Source organism: Herbaspirillum rubrisubalbicans (assembly GCF_003719195.1).
Taxonomy (GTDB): domain Bacteria; phylum Pseudomonadota; class Gammaproteobacteria; order Burkholderiales; family Burkholderiaceae_D; genus Herbaspirillum; species Herbaspirillum rubrisubalbicans.
In genome coordinates this window covers 4,923,492-4,940,600 of record NZ_CP024996.1, presented here as the reverse complement: position 1 = coordinate 4,940,600, position 17,109 = coordinate 4,923,492, and the positions used below count along the sequence as shown (strand labels likewise).

The following is a 17,109-nucleotide window of genomic DNA, read 5'->3' as shown; positions in this document are numbered from 1 at the left end:
ATGCCGGTGTCGTTTGGATGGCATCGATGATGCAATTGCGAGGGAATTCTTATTTTTGGTGATCGCATGTCTGCGTCCGAAGGCTGATATCAGAGGTCAGAGGACTATCAACCCCAGCTCACGCAACCATGTCAGCGCCAGGTTCTCGATCTGCATCATGCCGGGTGCTTGCCTATTGCGACGATCCTTACTCCAGTAGACGTAGTCGACTTCACCGGGCGGGCGGCCATGATGTCGATAGACCTCGGGCATGATCGGCACATGGTCGCCGTACCAGCACAGGCTGGCGCCCCGCGGGGTTTGTTCCAGGCTCTGGCGGAGTCGGCCTATCATCTGGTCTGCGTGTCGCAGATGGCGTAAATAGACCGTCAGGTCGGTGCAGCCTGGCTCGGGCGCACTGTCATACAGCGCCTGCACGTCACTGGCGTCGCACTGTTCCAGATGCAAGGGGCCATGGTTTTCCATCGTGATGACATGGATGAACAGCGGGGTGTGAGCCTCTTTCAGCCAGGCCGCAACCTTGTCGGCCAAGGCAAGATCGCCGATGTAGGGACCGCTGCGGTCGGCGTCGCTGAAGGCGGTAATGTCATGAAATTCGTCGAATCCAAGTATCGTGTGTACGCGGTCACGTCGATAGAACTGCCGATGATAAGGATGGAGCAGGATGGTCCGATAGCCCAACTGCTTGAGGTAGCTCGCCAGGCCGAGCTGTTGTGAGTGTGCGGCCAATGCCGCATATGGGTTGAAGCGATGAATGCCCAATGCTGCATTGGGGATTCCGGTCAGGAATGCGCACTCACTGCGGACCGTGTTGGCTCCCCAGGCAGGCACTTGCAGTTTCCCGCTGGCCAGGCCCTCCTGGCGCAACAGATCGAACTGACTGAGGATCTCCGGGCGGATGCCAGGAAAGTAGGGGCGGGGATCGAAGAAGGATTCGCTTTGTATGGCGACCAGATGTGGTAATGGCCCGGTCGCCGCAGGTGCCTTGAGTTGCGCGAAGGGTGACGCGGCGTGCCAGGGCTGTCGTGAGTGTCGTCCGTAGCTCCACAGGCAAGCCAGCAAGCCGAGGGCTTTCACATCCTGCTCGGGTTGGAGATGTATCGTCGGCAGTCGAACTGTGCCCAGTGCGATGAGCAGGGTCGCCGTCAATAGTATTGCTGACTGTATGCCCGCCAGTCCGCTACCATCCCACTGACCGGGTGATGGTATTTCCCCGAACAGACCCAGTGCAATGGCGATAGCTGCTGCTGCCGTGGCACCGGCCACTTTTGCCCAACCCAGGAAGGGCAGGTAAAGACGCGGGTAGCGAAGGGCGTCGAGAAAGTATTCATGATCCTGAAACACGAAGGGTTCATGCAAAGCACGCAACTTGGCGTTGTTGACAAGGACCAGCAGCAATAGCAGGGCCATGGTGATCGTCAGGGCGAACCAGGGCCGGCCTAGCAGCAGTGTCAGCAGTGCTTGCACACCCAGACAGAGGCCGCTATGCAAGGACCAGGCGCTGGCCGGTCGGCGTAAGCAGGGGCGCGGTCGCATCATCTGTTCCAGCAGAACACTCAGTAGCAGTCCAGCCAGGCTGGCTGCGCTGGCGTCCATCAGGATAGTCTCAATGGCCATGGCGTTCATACCCTAGCCAACCCAGAATGCGCAGCGATAACGCCGTCGGTAGTATCTGCAACCACCAGGCGCCCCAGTTCAGCGGAAAGGGGAAGCTGATACTGGCCCGGTTGCGAGCCAGACCGTGTTGGATATACTGCGCCGCCCTGCGCGCGCTCCAAAGAAAAGGCTTGGGTCCCGGCATGTCGTGACACATGGGGGAGTTCACATAGCCTGGAAGAATGACGTTGACTTCAATTCCCCGCGGGGAGAGCCAGCCGCGCAGCGCTTGGCCGTAGGCTTTCAGGCCAGCCTTGGTGGCGCAATAAGCGGGTGTGACCGGCAACCCGAAGCAGGCGGCCAGCGAACTCATCAGGGCCAGTTGCCCATACCCGCGTGCGAGCATACCGGGCAGCAGGCGTTGGGCGATGAAGATGCTGGCTCTCAGGTTGACTTCCATCACCGCCTCTACCTGCGCCCATGGTTCAGGTTCGCCACGCGGTCCGATATGGGTGTTGAGGCCGGCATTGAGAATGACCAGTTCTGGAAGAGGCGCTTGGCAGATCTGGTCCAGCCAGGCTGCCAGCTCCTGCCGGTCGCACAGGTCGAGCGTTACCGTTTCCACTGCGGCGCCGCGTTCAAGGCACTGCCATTGCAGACCCGCCAGCAGTTCGCTCCGGCGTCCCTGCAACAGCAGGTGTATGCCGGGTGCCGCATACCGAATGGCCAGTGCGCTACCGATGGCGCCGGTAGCCCCGGTGATGAGAATGCGTCGGGGATGTTTCATTGCAGTTCCTCCAGCGGTGAGCGTGCTGCACATACCACGTGCGCCGCGTGTTCTACCGCCATGGCGATACCCGCTGCGCAATGAAAGCCACCGTTGAGCTGGGTGGTATGCAGCACGCAGCGCCGAAATGCATCGAACAGGAGCGGATCGGGGGGCTGGGGCTCTTGCCAGAAGTGGTCCAGTGTTGTCATATGGGTCAAGCCAGGCAGTCGGTAGATCGCCGTACTCAGGGCATGGGTGGGCAGCTTGTTTTGCAGCGCGACCAAGCCCGCGGTACTGTTGACGGTGACCATCCCTGCTGCGCCCGCCAGTAAAGTGGATAGGTCTGCTTGTTCCAGGTAATACACGCGCCCATCCAGTCCCAATCGTTCCTGGCAACGCGCTACCAAGCGCGCATGATCCATGCAGCCAGGATCCAGCGGGTGATTCTTGATCACCAGAATGGCTTGTGGCGCAGCGTGTCGCGCAAACGAGGTCATGACAAGGTCGATTACCTGCCCCATGTGGGCGAAGGTGGAATGAGCCTGGATCTGGGCATCGGTATTGAGTTGCAGAGGCAATACGAAGCGCGGTTGGGACGATGCCAGGATTTGGTCCAGCAGGTGTTCTTCGCGTTGACGCATCAGCCACAGCTTGCTGAAGCGCCGCACGTAGGCAGCGTATTCGGTGGCTGCCGTGATGCCGGCGTGATTGCGGTACGCGGGGAATAGCAGCGGATTGGCCGCGCCGGCTGCGTGATAGGTGATGTCATGCAGGGCGCGATGCGAGAAGGGCGAGTTAAAGGTGGTCGGTACTGGCAACTCCGGCAGCCTGGCGGCGGTAGCGAGATACCAGCGTGGATCGCGCGGCAGCAGTGAGCAGGCGTTCACGCCTTCGCGTTCCAGCGTAATCCAGTAGGGGCGGAAGTAGCCTTCTTCGAAGACATGATTGCGCACGCCGGCTTTGCGCGCCTGTTCTACGGCCAGGCGGTGCAGGGGACGCTGGTCACCGAAAAGCAGTTGATCGCTGATGTGATGGCGTGCGTACTGTTGCGCCAGGAAGGCCGGCAGCGTGTCTGGCTTGCCACGAAAGGCGACCGTACTGCTGGCACCGGTATGGAGGGCATCCCCCGCACAGAAATGGATGCGGTGGACGTGATGACCATCTTGGCGCAGGCGCTGCGCCAGCCGGGCGAAGAATGGACTCGCCGGTCCCTGCAGCATCAGGAAGTTGCGCTTCACGTCATGCCCTTGTGCCAGCGCAGTGCCAGCCGGAAGACCTTGCGCCAGACCGGGGTGCCGGGAGCGCTCTGGTCACGCCGCGTCATTAGCTGCTCCAGTGCTTCTTCCGGGGGGACCAGCCGATTTCGTTCCCAATCCAGGTAACGCGGATAGAGAATCAATGCCGCCGCTACCAGTTCGTCCAAGGCCAGTCGCCGCTGTCGTCGGGGGATGGCAAGCATGTCTGTGGTCAGGCCCCAGCCGGCGTAGAAGGGCAATCCGTAGCAACTGACGGGTTTGTCGCGCAGCAAGGCTTCGAAGCCGGTCAGCGAGGTCAGGCAGTGTACCTCGTCGACCTGATCCAGCAACTCGGCCATGCAGGCCTCGGTGACCAGTTGATCGTAAAGGTCGCTGGCAGCCACTTCTTCACGGGCTGAGCCACGCAGCCCGGCGAGCACATCGGGATGCGGCTTGTAGATCACGTGGGCGCTCGGATGGGCGTGGCGTACCGCGCGCAGGAGTTCCTGGTTGGTCTTGATGCCCGGTGCACCAAACAACAGCGAGGCATCGCTTTGCACCTGGCCTGGAACCAGAATGACGCGCGTGGCGTGCGCCGGCCGTTGCCAGCCGGTTCCGCCGATGTTGTACTTGGTGAGCCGGTTGGCTACGATCCGTTTGCGCAGAGCTGCAGCGCGCTGCAGCAGTGGGGTGGAAAACACGGTCTGTGCCAGCAGCATTTCCAGTTCGGAAGGGTGACTTGGGTCGAAATGCATCCCCAGACGATCTACTACCCAGGACACTGGCCTGATCAGGTCGGCGCCCAGACCGACCGAGCGCAAGAAGCCATCTTCGATACGCAACACGCTCAAGTGGCGCGCGCTAGCTGCGGGCACATTGCGCATCCCCCATACGGCCAAGGTTGCGCGTTGCGGGACTTGCGCAATGTGGTTGACGAACTTGACGTTGGCCGGCGCCAGGAAGCGTCGCAGTGACGAACGTTTCCAGTGAGAGAAATCGAGCGCATGGATCATCATCGGATTGACTAGCGGAGGTTGAGCAGATTGCTCACCGAAAACAACGAGGAGGTCACGATGCCCAGGAACTTCTGCAGTTCGGCAGCGGGAGCATTGGCCACGTAGAGCACATCCTGGTTCTTCAGCGGGAAATGCTGTGCCAGCAGGAAAGCACGCGGATCGCTAAGGTCGATCCGGTAGACCACCGGGATTCGATCTGACGCGTTTGCCTGCGGCTGTGCCGCCACCACGGTCGCTTCTTCGAAGCGGAAGATGAAGATTCCGCGCGCATCGGCTTGGTTGTCGCGCAACCCGGCAATACGGCCCAGGGCTTGTGCCAGACTGATGCCATGCGCTTCGAAGCTGATTTCCTCGTTCTTGCCGATGGCTCCCAGGGCGGTAAAGCTCAAGGGTTGGAACAGCAGGGTCAATACATCACCTGGCTGCAGCAGGACGTTCTCTTGCGGTTCGCGGACCACCCGTTCCAACGGCATGGACAGTACATTGCCCTTGCGGCTTAGCTGGACCGTCATTTTATTGACCTGCTGGCGCACGCCACCAGCGGCGGCGATGGCGTCGAGCATCCGCTCGCCTTTTGCCGTCAAGGGCATACGCAGGCTCTGGGTCACTTCGCCGACCACCGTGACGTTGCGTGTGGCATTGTGGGCCACGCGTACCAACACTTGAGGCTGGTTGGCTTTGCCAGCCAGACGTTGACGGATATCCTGCTCGATCTGTTGCGCCGTCTTGCCAGCCACCAAAATCGCGCCGCCGAAGGGAATGTTGATCATGCCATCGGCGTGAATGATCTGCTGCGGCAAGGTAACCTGGCGGGCACCCGATAGTGTGCTGCGGGGATCGCTGCCCGTGGTGCCGAACAAGGTGGCTGGTGGCGCCTCCCACAGCGAGATCTCCAGCACGTCGCCGGGTCCCACGGTGTGCGCAATGGCTGACGGGCTGGCCAGTGACGCCGAAAAGGAGTCGACGCGTTGCGCCGCCAGCAGGCGCCGGGTGACTGCGTCGTTGACATCGATCACGGCAACTTGTGCGTGGCGCATATCTTGTGTGACCACCTGCGTGGCCGCCGGGCCGGCCGAGGGTAGCCAGTGACCGCCCGATGCACAAGCGCACAGCATCATCGGCAGCGCGATGGCTACCACGGAGGAGGCTAGGGTAGTGACCGGACGGCGCGTCGCCTTGGGGAGGGACGTGGGTGCAATAAATCTCATCGCAATATTCCTCGGCCGTGCACCTATTGCTGCTGCGCAGCCTGTTTTAGGCTGAAGTGCAGGTTGGCCTCGATAAAACCCTCCTTGTTGCCGCAATCGAAGCGACGGCCATGCAAGGGATGACCGAGGAATTTTTCCGCCGGCAGGCAACTGGCAATGGCATCGGTGAGCTGGATCTCGCCGCCCACGCTGGGCGCTTGTGTGGCCAGGGCGCGCATGACCTGGGGCGGCAGAATGTAGCGCCCCACCACGCTCCAGTTGGAAGGAGCCGTGGCCGGCGAGGGTTTCTCAACGATAGCGTCGATGACGGCCGCTCCGGCTTGGCTCGTGGAGGAAGCGATGATGCCGTATTGGTGGACCTTGTCGCGCGGCACTTCCTCGATGGCCAGCACCGAGGCACTGGTCTGCCGATGCAATTGCGCCAGTTGTGCCAGCGCACCTTGCGAGGTGCCATCGATCAGGTCGTCTGGAAGCAGGACGGCAAAGGGTTCATCGTCGATCATTTCGGCCGCACACAATACTGCATGTCCCAGGCCGAGCGGACGGGCCTGGTGAATGAAAACACAGCTCACGTGCGGGGGAATGATGTTGCGCACGCTCGCCAATACCTCCAGTTTTCCCTTGGCTTGTAGTTCGGCTTCCAGTTCGGGGTGGTAATCGAAGTAGTCGGCAATGGCGCGCTTGCCGCGACTGGTGACAAAGATCAGTACCTCGATTCCGGCTTCGATGGCTTCGCTCACCGCGTAATGGATGAGTGGCCGATCGACGATGGTCAGCATTTCCTTGGGAATGGATTTGGTGGCGGGAAGCAGGCGCGTACCCAGTCCTGCCACCGGGAAGATCGCCTTACGCAGCGGCTTCATGGCAGTCTCCTTGCAGTAGCTTACGGGCCTTGGCCATGGCCGATCCGATCACCTGGTGCATATCGTAGTAGCGATACTCGGCCAGGCGGCCGCCGAAGCTGACATGGGTTTCATGCGCGGCCAGCGCTTGGTAGCGTCGGAACAGCGCCATGTTGGTGTCATCGCCGATGGGGTAGTAAGGGGTTTTGTCGCGTTGCCACTGGTCGGGGATTTCGCGTGTGATGATGGTACGCGGCATCTGCAGCGTAGCGTCTGCCTGAAAGTGCTTGTGCTCGATGATGCGTGTCCAGGGGAGCTCCGGCTGTGGATAGTTGACCACCGCTACACCCTGGAAATTGTCGATTTCCAGCCACTGCGAATCGAAGCGCAGGGTGCGGTACTCCAGTTCGCCGAAGCGATAGTCGTAGAAGGCATCGATGCGCCCGGTAAAGATGGTGTGGTTGGCCAGCGTGGCCAGCGCGCTGCGTTGCTCCAGATAATCGATGCCCAGGCGAACTTCTACGCCTTCCAGCATGTGCTCGAACATGGCGGTATAGCCGCCCACAGGAATACCCTGGTAACGGTCATTGAAGTAATTGTTGTCCCAGCTAAAGCGCAGTGGTAGTCGTTTGATGATGGCGGCGGGCAGTTCGCGCGGATCCTTCTGCCATTGCTTGCGGGTGTAGTCGCGAATCAAGGTGTGATAGATGTCGCTGCCAACCAGGGCCAGTGCCTGCTCTTCCAGGTTGGCCGGTTCGCGCTCCAGCTTCAGGCGCTGTTCCTCGATGATGGCGCGTGCTGCTTGGGGACTGGTCACACCCCACAACTGGTTGAAGGTGTACATGCTGAAGGGCAGTGAATAGACCTTCTCTGCGCACATGGCCAGGGGCGAATTGCGGAAATGGTTGAATTCGGCGAAGCGATTGACGAAGTTCCATATCCGACTGTCGTTGCAATGGAAGATGTGCGGACCATAGGCATGGATATGGATGCCTTCGCGTTCTTCGGTGTAGCAGTTGCCGGCCAAGTGGCGGCGTTGGTCGATGACCAGGCAGCGCTTTCCCGCGTCGGTTGCCAGGCGCGCGAATGTGGCACCGAACAGGCCGGCACCGACTATCAGGTAGTCATACATGTCAATGTCCTTATGAAGGATGGTGATAACCCAGGGGGGAAAACAATTGGCGATAGATCAGTATCACTGTCTGGGCGGCAGTCCAAGGACGTCGGGTAATGTCCTGGCGTATGCTCCAATAGCCGCGCGCCATGTACAGCGCCAGCCGCAGCCGCGATCGGATGCACTGGCCGTCGCTGGTCAGTGCCGCGATTGCGACGCCGTGCAGGCGCCGCAATCCATGGGCCTTGCTTAGCCTGCTGCGTTCTTGTTCCGGTGTCGCGCCCTTGCTGGCCATGGCGTTACGCAAGTGCTGCCTGAGTGGCCTGGCGTGGCGTACCGGAGCGAGGTCGATGATGGCGATCTGACGATGCGGCTCAGGGACCATGCGCTGCCATAGCCAGTCCAGCCCAAAGCCGCTGTCGGTATCTCGTATCAGTGGCAGGATGCGGCCAAGCAGAGCCGCCGACAGCAGCGGTGCCATGATCTCGACCAAGTTGGTATGCCGGTGCCGCAGGCCTGGGCATGCCAGGGTCAGACGGTGCGAGTAGTAGCTGTCCGGCGTCAGTGCAGGCTGGGCCAGTTCGAAACGGTGGTGGCGAACATGTGCCAGTAGCCGCTCCAGGCCAGGGGTATCGATCTCGACATCGTCATCGACCAGCCAGTAGTAGTCGTAACCATTGAGGGCGGCGCCATGCTCGGTAAAGAACTGCCAGATACCGCTCCACTTGCCACCTGGATATCGATGTACCCATTCGACCTGTGTACCACATGGAACAGGCGTATCGTCATAGATGCTCAGAGCCAGATCCCAGGAACGGTTCGTTCTTGGTGTGCGGGTCAGCGCCGAAAAGCAGTGATCCTTGCCTGCGCGGATCAGGACCAGGCAACGCGCCTGACTCATCCGCGTGCGCCGGGCTGCTTCATGCTCCCAGGCTGTTGTGGCGCATTGGTGTGGAAGATCGTCTGCCAGGTGGTGATGCTGCGCAAGCGCGCGATATCGTTCTTCCATTGCTGTGCGGCTTCCTTGCGGCGGCGCCGATAAGCCAGCCAGACCGAAAACGAGGTGTGCAAGGCCTGCAGCAAGCGCATACGGTGGGGCAAGTAGCGCAGGCGGTAACTGCGGATACCGTTGGTCTTGACGTAGGCACCAGTGTGGATGTTGGCCAGGCTGGCCTCGTGATCCATTAGTAGGCGCGGTCGGCTCCATCCGGCCAGCAGTAACGTGCTGGCGATGCGCCAGGTCAACAACAGTGCCAGCCCCCAGTCGGAACGCGGCAGACGGCGCAGGCGTTGTGGAGCTGGCGGCAGATCGTGTTCGCTGGTGGATGGTTGCGCCAGCGATTTGGTCAGGCGGGAAACGCTCGCATGGATCGCTTCGGAGTTCTGTTCCATGAGCGTCGGTCCTGCCAGAAAGTCGTTGACTGCCTTGGCCAGCAATGCTGCCGAGAGATAGTCGTGGGAAGCCGCCGACTTGAGCATCCACCACAGTACGTCCAGGGGGGACTCCATGCGGAAGCGATGCGGATAGCTGGCGGCCAGGATCAGACGGTTGCGCAGGTCGTAGTACAACTGCCAGCTGCCGACCTTGACGTAAAAGGGTTCATGCCAGACCGCGATGCCGGGCATGGCGACGGTCCGGTTACCCTGTTCTTGCAGGCGCAATCCGTATTCCATGTCATCGCCGCGGATGAAGATGGGGGCGGGGAATTGCGCCATGCGGATTTGTTCGATAGGCACGGTGCAGAACCACCAGGCGTTGTAGTCGACTGCCTGGAAAGCATTGAAGCGGTGCAGTGCATCGATTGAGCGCAGGTCGACGTTGTGATGCAGAGGGATGATCCTGGTGTTGTCGCGGACCTGCGCTCCTGCCTCGTACAGGAACTGTGGTCGCAGCATATCCAGCATGTGCCCGCCGATGACCACATCGTCATCAACAAAACTCAGCAGCGAGATCAGGTTTTGCAGCAATCGCGTGTCGAGCACAGCATCATCGTCCATCAAAACGTGATGGGTCACCTCACCTATCTTCAGGGCCTCATGCATGGTGCGCGTAAAGCCACCGCATCCTCCCAGATTGCCTTGCTGAATCAATAGGACACGTGCGGAAGAATCGATCAGACGTTGCAGTTCGGGGAGCTTTAACGTGCCGCCCTGGTTGACCAGAATGATGCGCGCCAAGCCCGGCTGCAATGCCGTCATGCCCAGCAGTGATTTCAGATTGCGCAGCACGAACTTTTCACGCTGAAAGGTACAGATGCCCAGGCTGATCCTGGCCTTGCGCCTGACCGCTGAACTGGTTGCGAAGCGCAGGCTGACGAGCCGACTGTTCTTGCGTGACATGACATCGACGAACAGGCGGCCGGTGACGCCGATGGATGAACCCAGAGCGTTTAGCGGGATGCTGCGTTGCTCCTGGCGGTCGGCATCCAGGCGGAGATGGGTGATGCGCTGACAGCCTTGGTGATGCGTATCTCGGAACACTTCGATGATCAGCGAACCAGAGAATTCGATGTCCAGGAAGAGATCATCCAGGCTGGAAATCTGGGACCAGTAGCTCTCATAAAAGCTATTGAAGTAGGTATTGAAAGAGAGCTTGGTATCCTGTTCCAGGCACAGCACGTCGTCCACCAGTTCCGCATGGCCATGCAGGGTGCGCAGGTACAACGCCTCGATTGTGGCATTCGTGGAAAAGAAGATTTCCTGCACCGTATTGTTATTGCTCGTCTTGATGGTATTGCCGGTTTTTTTCATGGACAGCATTCCTATTCAACAATGTTCCTGATAAAAATCGATGGCCGCGTCGACTTCGGAAAAGGCCAGCAGCTTCCGGTCGTGCAGGACCAAAACACGCTCGCAGTAATCGCGGATGTTGTGTACCTCGTGCGAGACGATGACAAAACTGCGGTCCCGCCGTTTCTCGAACAGCTCATGCCGGCACTTGGTCTGGAAACGCGCGTCTCCGACCGTGATGACTTCATCGATCAGGAAGCAGTCGAACTCCACGGCCATCGAGATGGCAAATGCCAGCCTTGCACGCATCCCGGTCGAGTAAGTTTTCACCGGCTCGCGCAGGTAGTGGCCCAATTCGGCAAAGTCTTCCACCTGCGCCAGCCTGTCGTGGTGAGAGAGGCCATAGATGCGGCAAATAAAGCGGAAGTTATCCAGTCCCGACAGGCTGCCCTGGAAGGCACCGCCGAAGGCCAGGGGCCAGGAGATGTTCATGCGCCGCACGATGCTGCCGGAAGAAGGATGCTCGACGCCCCCCAGAAGTCGGATCAGGGTTGACTTGCCAGCGCCGTTGCGGCCCAGTACGCCGACTTTTTCACCGCGCTGCACAGTGGCCTCTACCGAGTCCAGGATCAGGCGCTCGCCGTGTCGCGTGAAGTAGGATTTGCTGACTTGGTTGAGCTTGATCATTCCAGTTCGACCTTGTTTTCCGAGGCTCGGACCAGCGCCAGTCCCATCAATGTCAACACCAGATTGCAAGCGACCAGGTAGGCCGGGTTCTCGTGGGTAGGCAACAGACCGCCCCAATATCCATGACGAATCATCTCGACCCCATGGACCATGGGCAGCAGCAGCACGACCTCTTGCAGGAAGCGTGGTAGCCAGTCGACCATGTAGACGGCACCGGAGATAGGAAACAGCAGATAATTGGCGACCTGCCAGATCCTTTCGAAGGTATCTGAGCGCTCCGACAGGGCACCCACGATGAAGCCCAGTGCCAGCGCCAGCCATCCCAGTAACAGCCAGCCCAGCAGGACCGTCAGCAGGTCTTCCGGCAGAGGCATGGTGTCGACCAGGAAGAAGATCAAGGCAAGCAGGACGAAGGAGGTTGTACCTCCTACCAGCTCCAGCAGGACTCGGGTGATCAGCAGATCGATGATCTTGACGTTGCGATGATGTAGTAGTCCGAGGTTGGGTTCGATCGCCTTGGCGCAGCGATTGGTTCGCTCAGCCGAGGTCGGCTTTTTATCTGGAAGCTGCCATCGTGTTCGTCCAGTTCGAAGCGAAGCGTGCGCGCGTGGTTGCCGTCGAAGACCATCGGCGCGAGGATGTCGATCTGCTCGCAGCTCAGGCATTGGCCGGGTGACCATTGGCTGGCGGCGGCCAGCGCCATTTCCAGGTAGGCCGCACCAGGAAAGACGATGGCGCCGCCGACGCGGTGGTCGGCCAGCCAGGGTAAGGTACAGGGATCGACTACGTTTTCCCAGCAATGGCTACTACGCGGCAGGGACCAGCCCAGCAAGGGGTGGGTACGCCGGGACGTGATCGCACGCCCAGATTCATTGGTGCTTGGATGCCAGAATGACTCGCGCTGCCACGGATAGTTGGGCAGATTCACGGGCCGGCCCGGCATTGGAAAGTGGGCAGAGAGGTCGGGCTGCTCGGCGAGCAACTGTATGCGCAATACGGTGTCGGTGAGTGCCGTGATGCCGTCCGCATGACGGCGCAGGGTAGGCAATATCCTGCCCTTGATGTCGTTACTTTGGAGGCAGTCGCGCAGATAGCGCTGCAGGATGGCATGGGGGCCGATTTCGACCAAGATGTGGCAGCCTTGCCGGGCCATTTCGCTCACAGCGTCGCTCAAACGTACCGGCTCGCGCACGTTGCGCCACCAGTAATGGGCATCCAGTTCAGGGCCAAGGCTGCGCGTGCCGCTGACTGTGGAAATGAACATGGCTCGCGTGGCAGTACCTGATGTCCAGTCGCCAAGCTGAGTCAACAACGCCTCGCGTGCGGGCTCCATGTATCGACTGTGGAAGGCATAGTCCAGGTCTAGCAGGCGGAAGAATTGATTGCGCTCGTTTAGACGTGCTTGTAGACGTTCCAGATCGGCGAGCCGGCCAGAGACCGTCAGATTGTCAGCGCTGTTGATTGCTGCAATTTCCAGGTCAAGCGGCTCCACCATCTCTCCCAGCAGTTGCTCCAACGCAGTGACTGACAAACCAACCGCTGCCATCCGACCGCTGCCACGTGTCATGCCCTGGGCTCGGCTACGCGCGACGATGAGGCGAATCGCCGCATCCATATCGAGCATCCCGCAGGCCCAGGCCGCGGCTACCTCGCCGACGCTGTGACCGCATACCACATCGGGGATGACGTGCTGCGCGGCCAGCCACTGCGTGAGCGCCACCTGGATGGCGAAGATCAATGGCTGTGCGACTTCGGTATCGTCCAGGCGTGACGAGTGCGCGTCAGCCTGTAATTGCTCCAGTATGGAAAATCCGGCGACGGCTGCCATCCGGGCATCGAGATCGGCCATGGATACGGCGAATCGGGAGGACTCGTGCATCAGGCGCAGTGCCATTCCTGTCCATTGGGCGCCGTTGCCGGTATAGACGAAGGCGACTCTGCCTTTCTGCGGCAGACCTTGTTCTTGCACTATCGCCTCATGCGGCTGACCCTGTGCAAACGCCGCCAGTGCTGTGGCCGCCTTCTTTCCATCCTCGCAGTACAGCGCCAGTCGGGATGGCAGGCGGTTGCGCCGATAGGCTGCGCTCCAGGCCAGATCGTAGAAGTCCAGCCCGGCAGTATGCTTGTCCAGTAGACGCTGGTAGCGTCCTGCCAAGGCGCGCAAGGCGGCTTCATTGGCGGCGCTCAAGAACAAGGGGGGAGGTGATGCGGGAGTCGTGCGGCAATCCGTAGACACGTCTGCGTGATATTCACACAACAGGACATGTGCGTTTGCTCCACCGAAGCCGAAAGAATTGACGCCTGCCAACAATGGCCCTTCCTTGGACAGCGGGAAAGGGCTGGTATGGCAGCGCAGATTCAACGCCTCCAGATCGATGCTTGGATGCGCCTCGTGCAATTGGATCTGCGGTGGCAAGGCACGTCGTTTGAGTGCCAGTACGGTCTTGACCAGACTCGCCATGCCGGAGGCTGCCTCCAGATGCCCCAGGTTGGCCTTGATCGAACCGATGGGCAGAGGAGCCGCCCGCTGGCCACCGTAGACTTCGCCGATGGCGGCAGCTTCGACGGGATCGCCGACCATGGTGCCGGTGCCATGTGCCTCAATGAAGTCGATGTCCGCGCCGCGCAAGCCACTTTGCTTTAATACCGATCGCATCAGCTCTGCTTGTCCTGCTTGGCTCGGGATGGTGATGCCGGTCTTGCGCTTGCCATCTGAATTGATACCGCTTGCCAGGATCACGGCGTGGATGCAGTCACCGTCGCGCTGCGCCTGACGCAGCGGCTTGAGCAGCAATACCGCGCCGCCTTCGGCGCGCACGTAGCCGTTTCCCGCGGCATCGAAAACCTTGCAGCGACCGTCAGCGGACAACATCGATGCCTTGGTGAAGCCGACGAAAGGATAGGGATGCAGCAGCAGATTGACACCGCCGACCAGGGCGACCTTGGCCTCGCCATGCTGCAAGCAGCGGCAGGCGTGATGCAGGGCGAACAGTGAAGACGAACAGGCGGTATCGACTGCCAACGATGGGCCACGCAGGTCAAAGAAATAGGACAGTCGGTTGGCCGCCAGACTGAGGGTATTGCCCGTCATCGTATGGGCCGACAACGAGGCCAGGTCATCCAGGCCTCGCGTGCCATAGTCCAGGCTGGAGATGCCAACATAGACAGCGCAGTCGGTTCCAGCCAGGCTGGACGGTGGCTTGCCGGCATTTTCCATGGCTTCCCAGGAGAGCTCTAGCAGCAGGCGCTGCTGGGGATCGAGCCAAGCCGCCTCGCGTGGCGAGATACCAAAGAATGCCGCATCGAATTGATCGATGCCCGAGAGTACCCCGGCAGAGAAGTTCACACTGCGGCCAGCCTCGGGACGCTCAGGGTGTGCCAGTTCATCCGTTGCAAAGCGCTCGGCGGGTAGGTGCGTCACCATATCCCGTCCCTCGCTCAAGGCGGACCACAGGCTATCTTCGTCGGCCAGATCGCCGGGAAAGCGAAATGCCAGGCCGATGATTGCTATTGCCTGTCGTTCTTGGTCTTTCCCTGTGGGCTGCGTAGGTGCTGCATCGCGGGGAATATGCTGGGTGTCGTTTTCGGCCGGAATCATATCGTCGTCATGCGTCCGCCCCACACGCGCAAAGCGAGATGCGCGACGCAGTGATCGGCGTCAGGCATGTTCATTTTCTTGCGGGAGGGAACACCGGTTCCATTCAGGAAACGATTGTTTTGCTGGACTTGCTTTTTGTTGTGCCGGATTATGGATTGGCTTTGGTATATGAGGAGAGATAGGGGAAAAGTTGTGATGGATATTCGTTTTTTTTCGGTAGTAGCTGAATGTCTCGAAAATTTTTTAGTGAATTTTCTGATCCTGTGCGCCTAGTCAGCAGTAGCGCTGCGAAGCTGTGGAAATGCTTCGGAGGAAGTGAAGAAAAAGGTGGCAATGCCTATTGCCAACCTTATTCGAGGCAGAAGTGATGTTCATATAAGTGTTGTCCAGAGATATAGTTATCGCCTGTTTGCAGGGCGATATCATTCATGTAATCCGCAATCAGACTGATTAAAAAACTGAGTTCTCATACCTGCGCTTAGAGGTAATTCGAGATTTGCGTGGTCGATTTTTTTGTTTGCGCAGTTTCTTTGCGTCATGTGCAGCAGGGGCTGTTGAGGTGCGGCAGGGAGAGGTAGCGCCGGGAATAGATCGGAGCCAAAGAATTTCGGCGTTGAAATGAAAAACGCCAACCATCACCGGTTGGCGTTTTTCTTGGGACATTATTGGTAGACCTAGGCGAAATTGAGCCACCGACATGACCATTAAGGCGTGCATCTATTTTTCACAAAAAAAAAGCATCACTTCCGGGGGGGGGGGGCTAAATCGTACTTGGCCTTATTCAAAAAGAGGTGAGCTGTATGAGCCTAACCATTCGAAATTTCGCCTAGAGCTTCTTTTTTGTGCCGATTCTCCCGTTCGTGTAGTGCGTCCTTGATGTCGCTAAGGGTGGCACCATTTTTTACTGCATCATCAACATCTTTCGGCCTTACGCCATCTCTAGTTATTTCTCGTTCCAACTTCCAAAGCTCCTTATTCGAGGCTCCACTTTGATGCAACGTATTCCATGAATAGTTATCGATCGGCATAGTAAATCTCCTTGAAATCAAGTTGAAATGAATTTACTGCTGAATTAAGTGGAAAGAAAATAGAATCGGTTCCACTCCATGTTTCGTCGAGATTCGGGATGCAACAGATCCACCGCGAATTTATTCGCCGCCTGCTTCATGCTCAGGCAGGTACACCGAACGTTGCATGGGTACGTAAAACAAGGGCGCATTCCAGACGCGAAGACAGCGTTAAAGATTGCAGATGAGGCGGGGATTGAGCCTGGGGAAATGCTCGCCTTGATGGCACGAGCAGCAGAGGAAATAAAAAAGCACCAACACTCGAAAGTGTGGCTGCTAATTCTGCTGAATCTTTGGTGGCCCGTGGCGGAATCGAACCACCGACACAAGGATTTTCAATCCGATCTTCTACTACCTTATCGGAATAGCAGAAAAAAGAATTGGAAGACCAGATATGCCCACTAGCCTTTCCACTGATGTTTCCAGAAAAGAAAAGCCCCGAATTTTCATCGGGGCATTTTTTTTATTTTTGAGAACGCACACTGCTTAAAGCCGAAAGCAAGTGAGTACGTTGCCGAGAATTACATTTCACTACGGCGAGGGAGCAAATCCTGCTCAACGAGCCTTATTTCAATGGAGGTAGCAACCTTGATGTGCTCCTCGTTTTGAACTGAAAAGGGCTCGTCCAAGATACTAACGACGATAGTCCCTTTTTGCTTCCCAGTGCTGTCCTCAACGTGAATCAACTCCTGCGCTTCAGGAAGCTGAGAAGCATTAATTACTTTGGGAAGATAGAGCATCCAGCCAACGCCCGGTCGGTCATCAAATACTTTATGTATGACATCGTAGCGAGGATCGCTGACTGAAATAAAGGGCGCAGGCCAAATCTCTAACAACCCCTTGATCACCGTAATCATTCGTGACTTTTCTGTTAGCGCTGGAACAGACTTAAAACGCAGGCTAAACGAAGATTTAGAGGGATAGTCACGTACGACCAAAGTGTGACTCATCAAAATGGAGCCTTCCTCTAGAAGCCCGTTCCAAATGACCATCGAGCGAACATCCATCTCGTCGCGGTCTTTGTCTTTCTCTTTGAAAATGGCTAATGCAGCTTTAGATGGACCATGGTCCTCGAATGCTTTGTTTCGCAATGAATTTTCCGGGGTGTCTGCGGGCGGGCACCAATCGGCAATAGGTACGCCTACTTGATCTAACAAAACTGCCGTGCGCCATAGTGATTGCAACTGAGTAGCGACATCCGGAAGAATATTTTGGTCGTAGCGATAAGAAAAATGGATGTCCATAGG

Annotated in this window: 14 protein-coding genes; all 14 read right to left on the bottom strand. The window is 58.5% G+C overall.

Annotation, left to right across the window (positions count from 1 at the left end; genetic code table 11):
* Positions 1 to 96: 96 nt before the first annotated feature.
* A complete protein-coding gene (locus tag RC54_RS22020) occupies positions 97 to 1,626 on the bottom strand; it encodes an LTA synthase family protein (RefSeq protein ID WP_244216400.1) in 1,530 nt (509 codons plus the stop codon).
* The gene (locus RC54_RS22015; RefSeq protein ID WP_058896932.1) at positions 1,607 to 2,383 is read right to left on the bottom strand and encodes an SDR family NAD(P)-dependent oxidoreductase; all 777 of its coding nucleotides are present in this window, start codon (positions 2,381 to 2,383) and stop codon (positions 1,607 to 1,609) included. The genes RC54_RS22020 and RC54_RS22015 overlap by 20 nt, the downstream gene beginning before the upstream one ends.
* Positions 2,380 to 3,603 (bottom strand): capsule biosynthesis protein, encoded by a 1,224-nt coding sequence (locus RC54_RS22010; protein ID WP_174526143.1) that lies wholly within the window; start codon positions 3,601 to 3,603, stop codon positions 2,380 to 2,382. Before RC54_RS22010 ends, RC54_RS22015 begins: the two co-directional genes overlap by 4 nt.
* The gene (locus RC54_RS22005) at positions 3,600 to 4,616 is read right to left on the bottom strand and encodes a capsular polysaccharide export protein, LipB/KpsS family (RefSeq protein WP_058896931.1); all 1,017 of its coding nucleotides are present in this window, start codon (positions 4,614 to 4,616) and stop codon (positions 3,600 to 3,602) included. The genes RC54_RS22010 and RC54_RS22005 overlap by 4 nt, the downstream gene beginning before the upstream one ends.
* 8 nt (positions 4,617 to 4,624) lie before the next feature.
* Positions 4,625 to 5,824 (bottom strand): polysaccharide biosynthesis/export family protein, encoded by a 1,200-nt coding sequence (locus tag RC54_RS22000; RefSeq protein ID WP_061790373.1) that lies wholly within the window; start codon positions 5,822 to 5,824, stop codon positions 4,625 to 4,627.
* A 23-nt stretch (positions 5,825 to 5,847) separates the two neighbouring features.
* A complete protein-coding gene (galU, locus tag RC54_RS21995) occupies positions 5,848 to 6,687 on the bottom strand; it encodes a UTP--glucose-1-phosphate uridylyltransferase GalU (RefSeq protein WP_058896929.1) in 840 nt (279 codons plus the stop codon).
* Positions 6,671 to 7,798: a UDP-galactopyranose mutase gene (gene glf, locus RC54_RS21990; RefSeq protein WP_061790374.1), complete on the bottom strand. Its 1,128-nt coding sequence runs from the start codon at positions 7,796 to 7,798 to the stop codon at positions 6,671 to 6,673. Before glf ends, galU begins: the two co-directional genes overlap by 17 nt.
* Before the next feature lie 10 nt (positions 7,799 to 7,808).
* Complete coding sequence (locus RC54_RS21985; protein ID WP_058896927.1) at positions 7,809 to 8,681, bottom strand: DUF707 domain-containing protein; 873 nt, start codon at positions 8,679 to 8,681, stop codon at positions 7,809 to 7,811.
* Positions 8,678 to 10,531, bottom strand: coding sequence for a glycosyltransferase (locus tag RC54_RS21980; RefSeq protein WP_164471233.1), 1,854 nt, complete (start codon positions 10,529 to 10,531; stop codon positions 8,678 to 8,680). The genes RC54_RS21985 and RC54_RS21980 overlap by 4 nt, the downstream gene beginning before the upstream one ends.
* A 15-nt stretch (positions 10,532 to 10,546) precedes the next feature.
* Positions 10,547 to 11,197: an ABC transporter ATP-binding protein gene (locus tag RC54_RS21975; RefSeq protein WP_058896925.1), complete on the bottom strand. Its 651-nt coding sequence runs from the start codon at positions 11,195 to 11,197 to the stop codon at positions 10,547 to 10,549.
* A complete protein-coding gene (locus tag RC54_RS25580) occupies positions 11,194 to 11,637 on the bottom strand; it encodes an ABC transporter permease (RefSeq protein WP_341867355.1) in 444 nt (147 codons plus the stop codon). Before RC54_RS25580 ends, RC54_RS21975 begins: the two co-directional genes overlap by 4 nt.
* Before the next feature lie 14 nt (positions 11,638 to 11,651).
* Complete coding sequence (locus RC54_RS21965) at positions 11,652 to 14,795, bottom strand: type I polyketide synthase (protein WP_061790376.1); 3,144 nt, start codon at positions 14,793 to 14,795, stop codon at positions 11,652 to 11,654.
* Between the two features lie 806 nt (positions 14,796 to 15,601).
* Positions 15,602 to 15,823 carry a hypothetical protein gene (locus RC54_RS25500; protein WP_156425878.1) on the bottom strand — a complete coding sequence of 74 codons (222 nt, stop codon included), beginning with the start codon at positions 15,821 to 15,823 and terminating at the stop codon, positions 15,602 to 15,604.
* A gap of 560 nt (positions 15,824 to 16,383) precedes the next feature.
* Positions 16,384 to 17,106: an immunity 52 family protein gene (locus tag RC54_RS21955; protein ID WP_061790377.1), complete on the bottom strand. Its 723-nt coding sequence runs from the start codon at positions 17,104 to 17,106 to the stop codon at positions 16,384 to 16,386.
* Positions 17,107 to 17,109 lie beyond the last annotated feature (3 nt).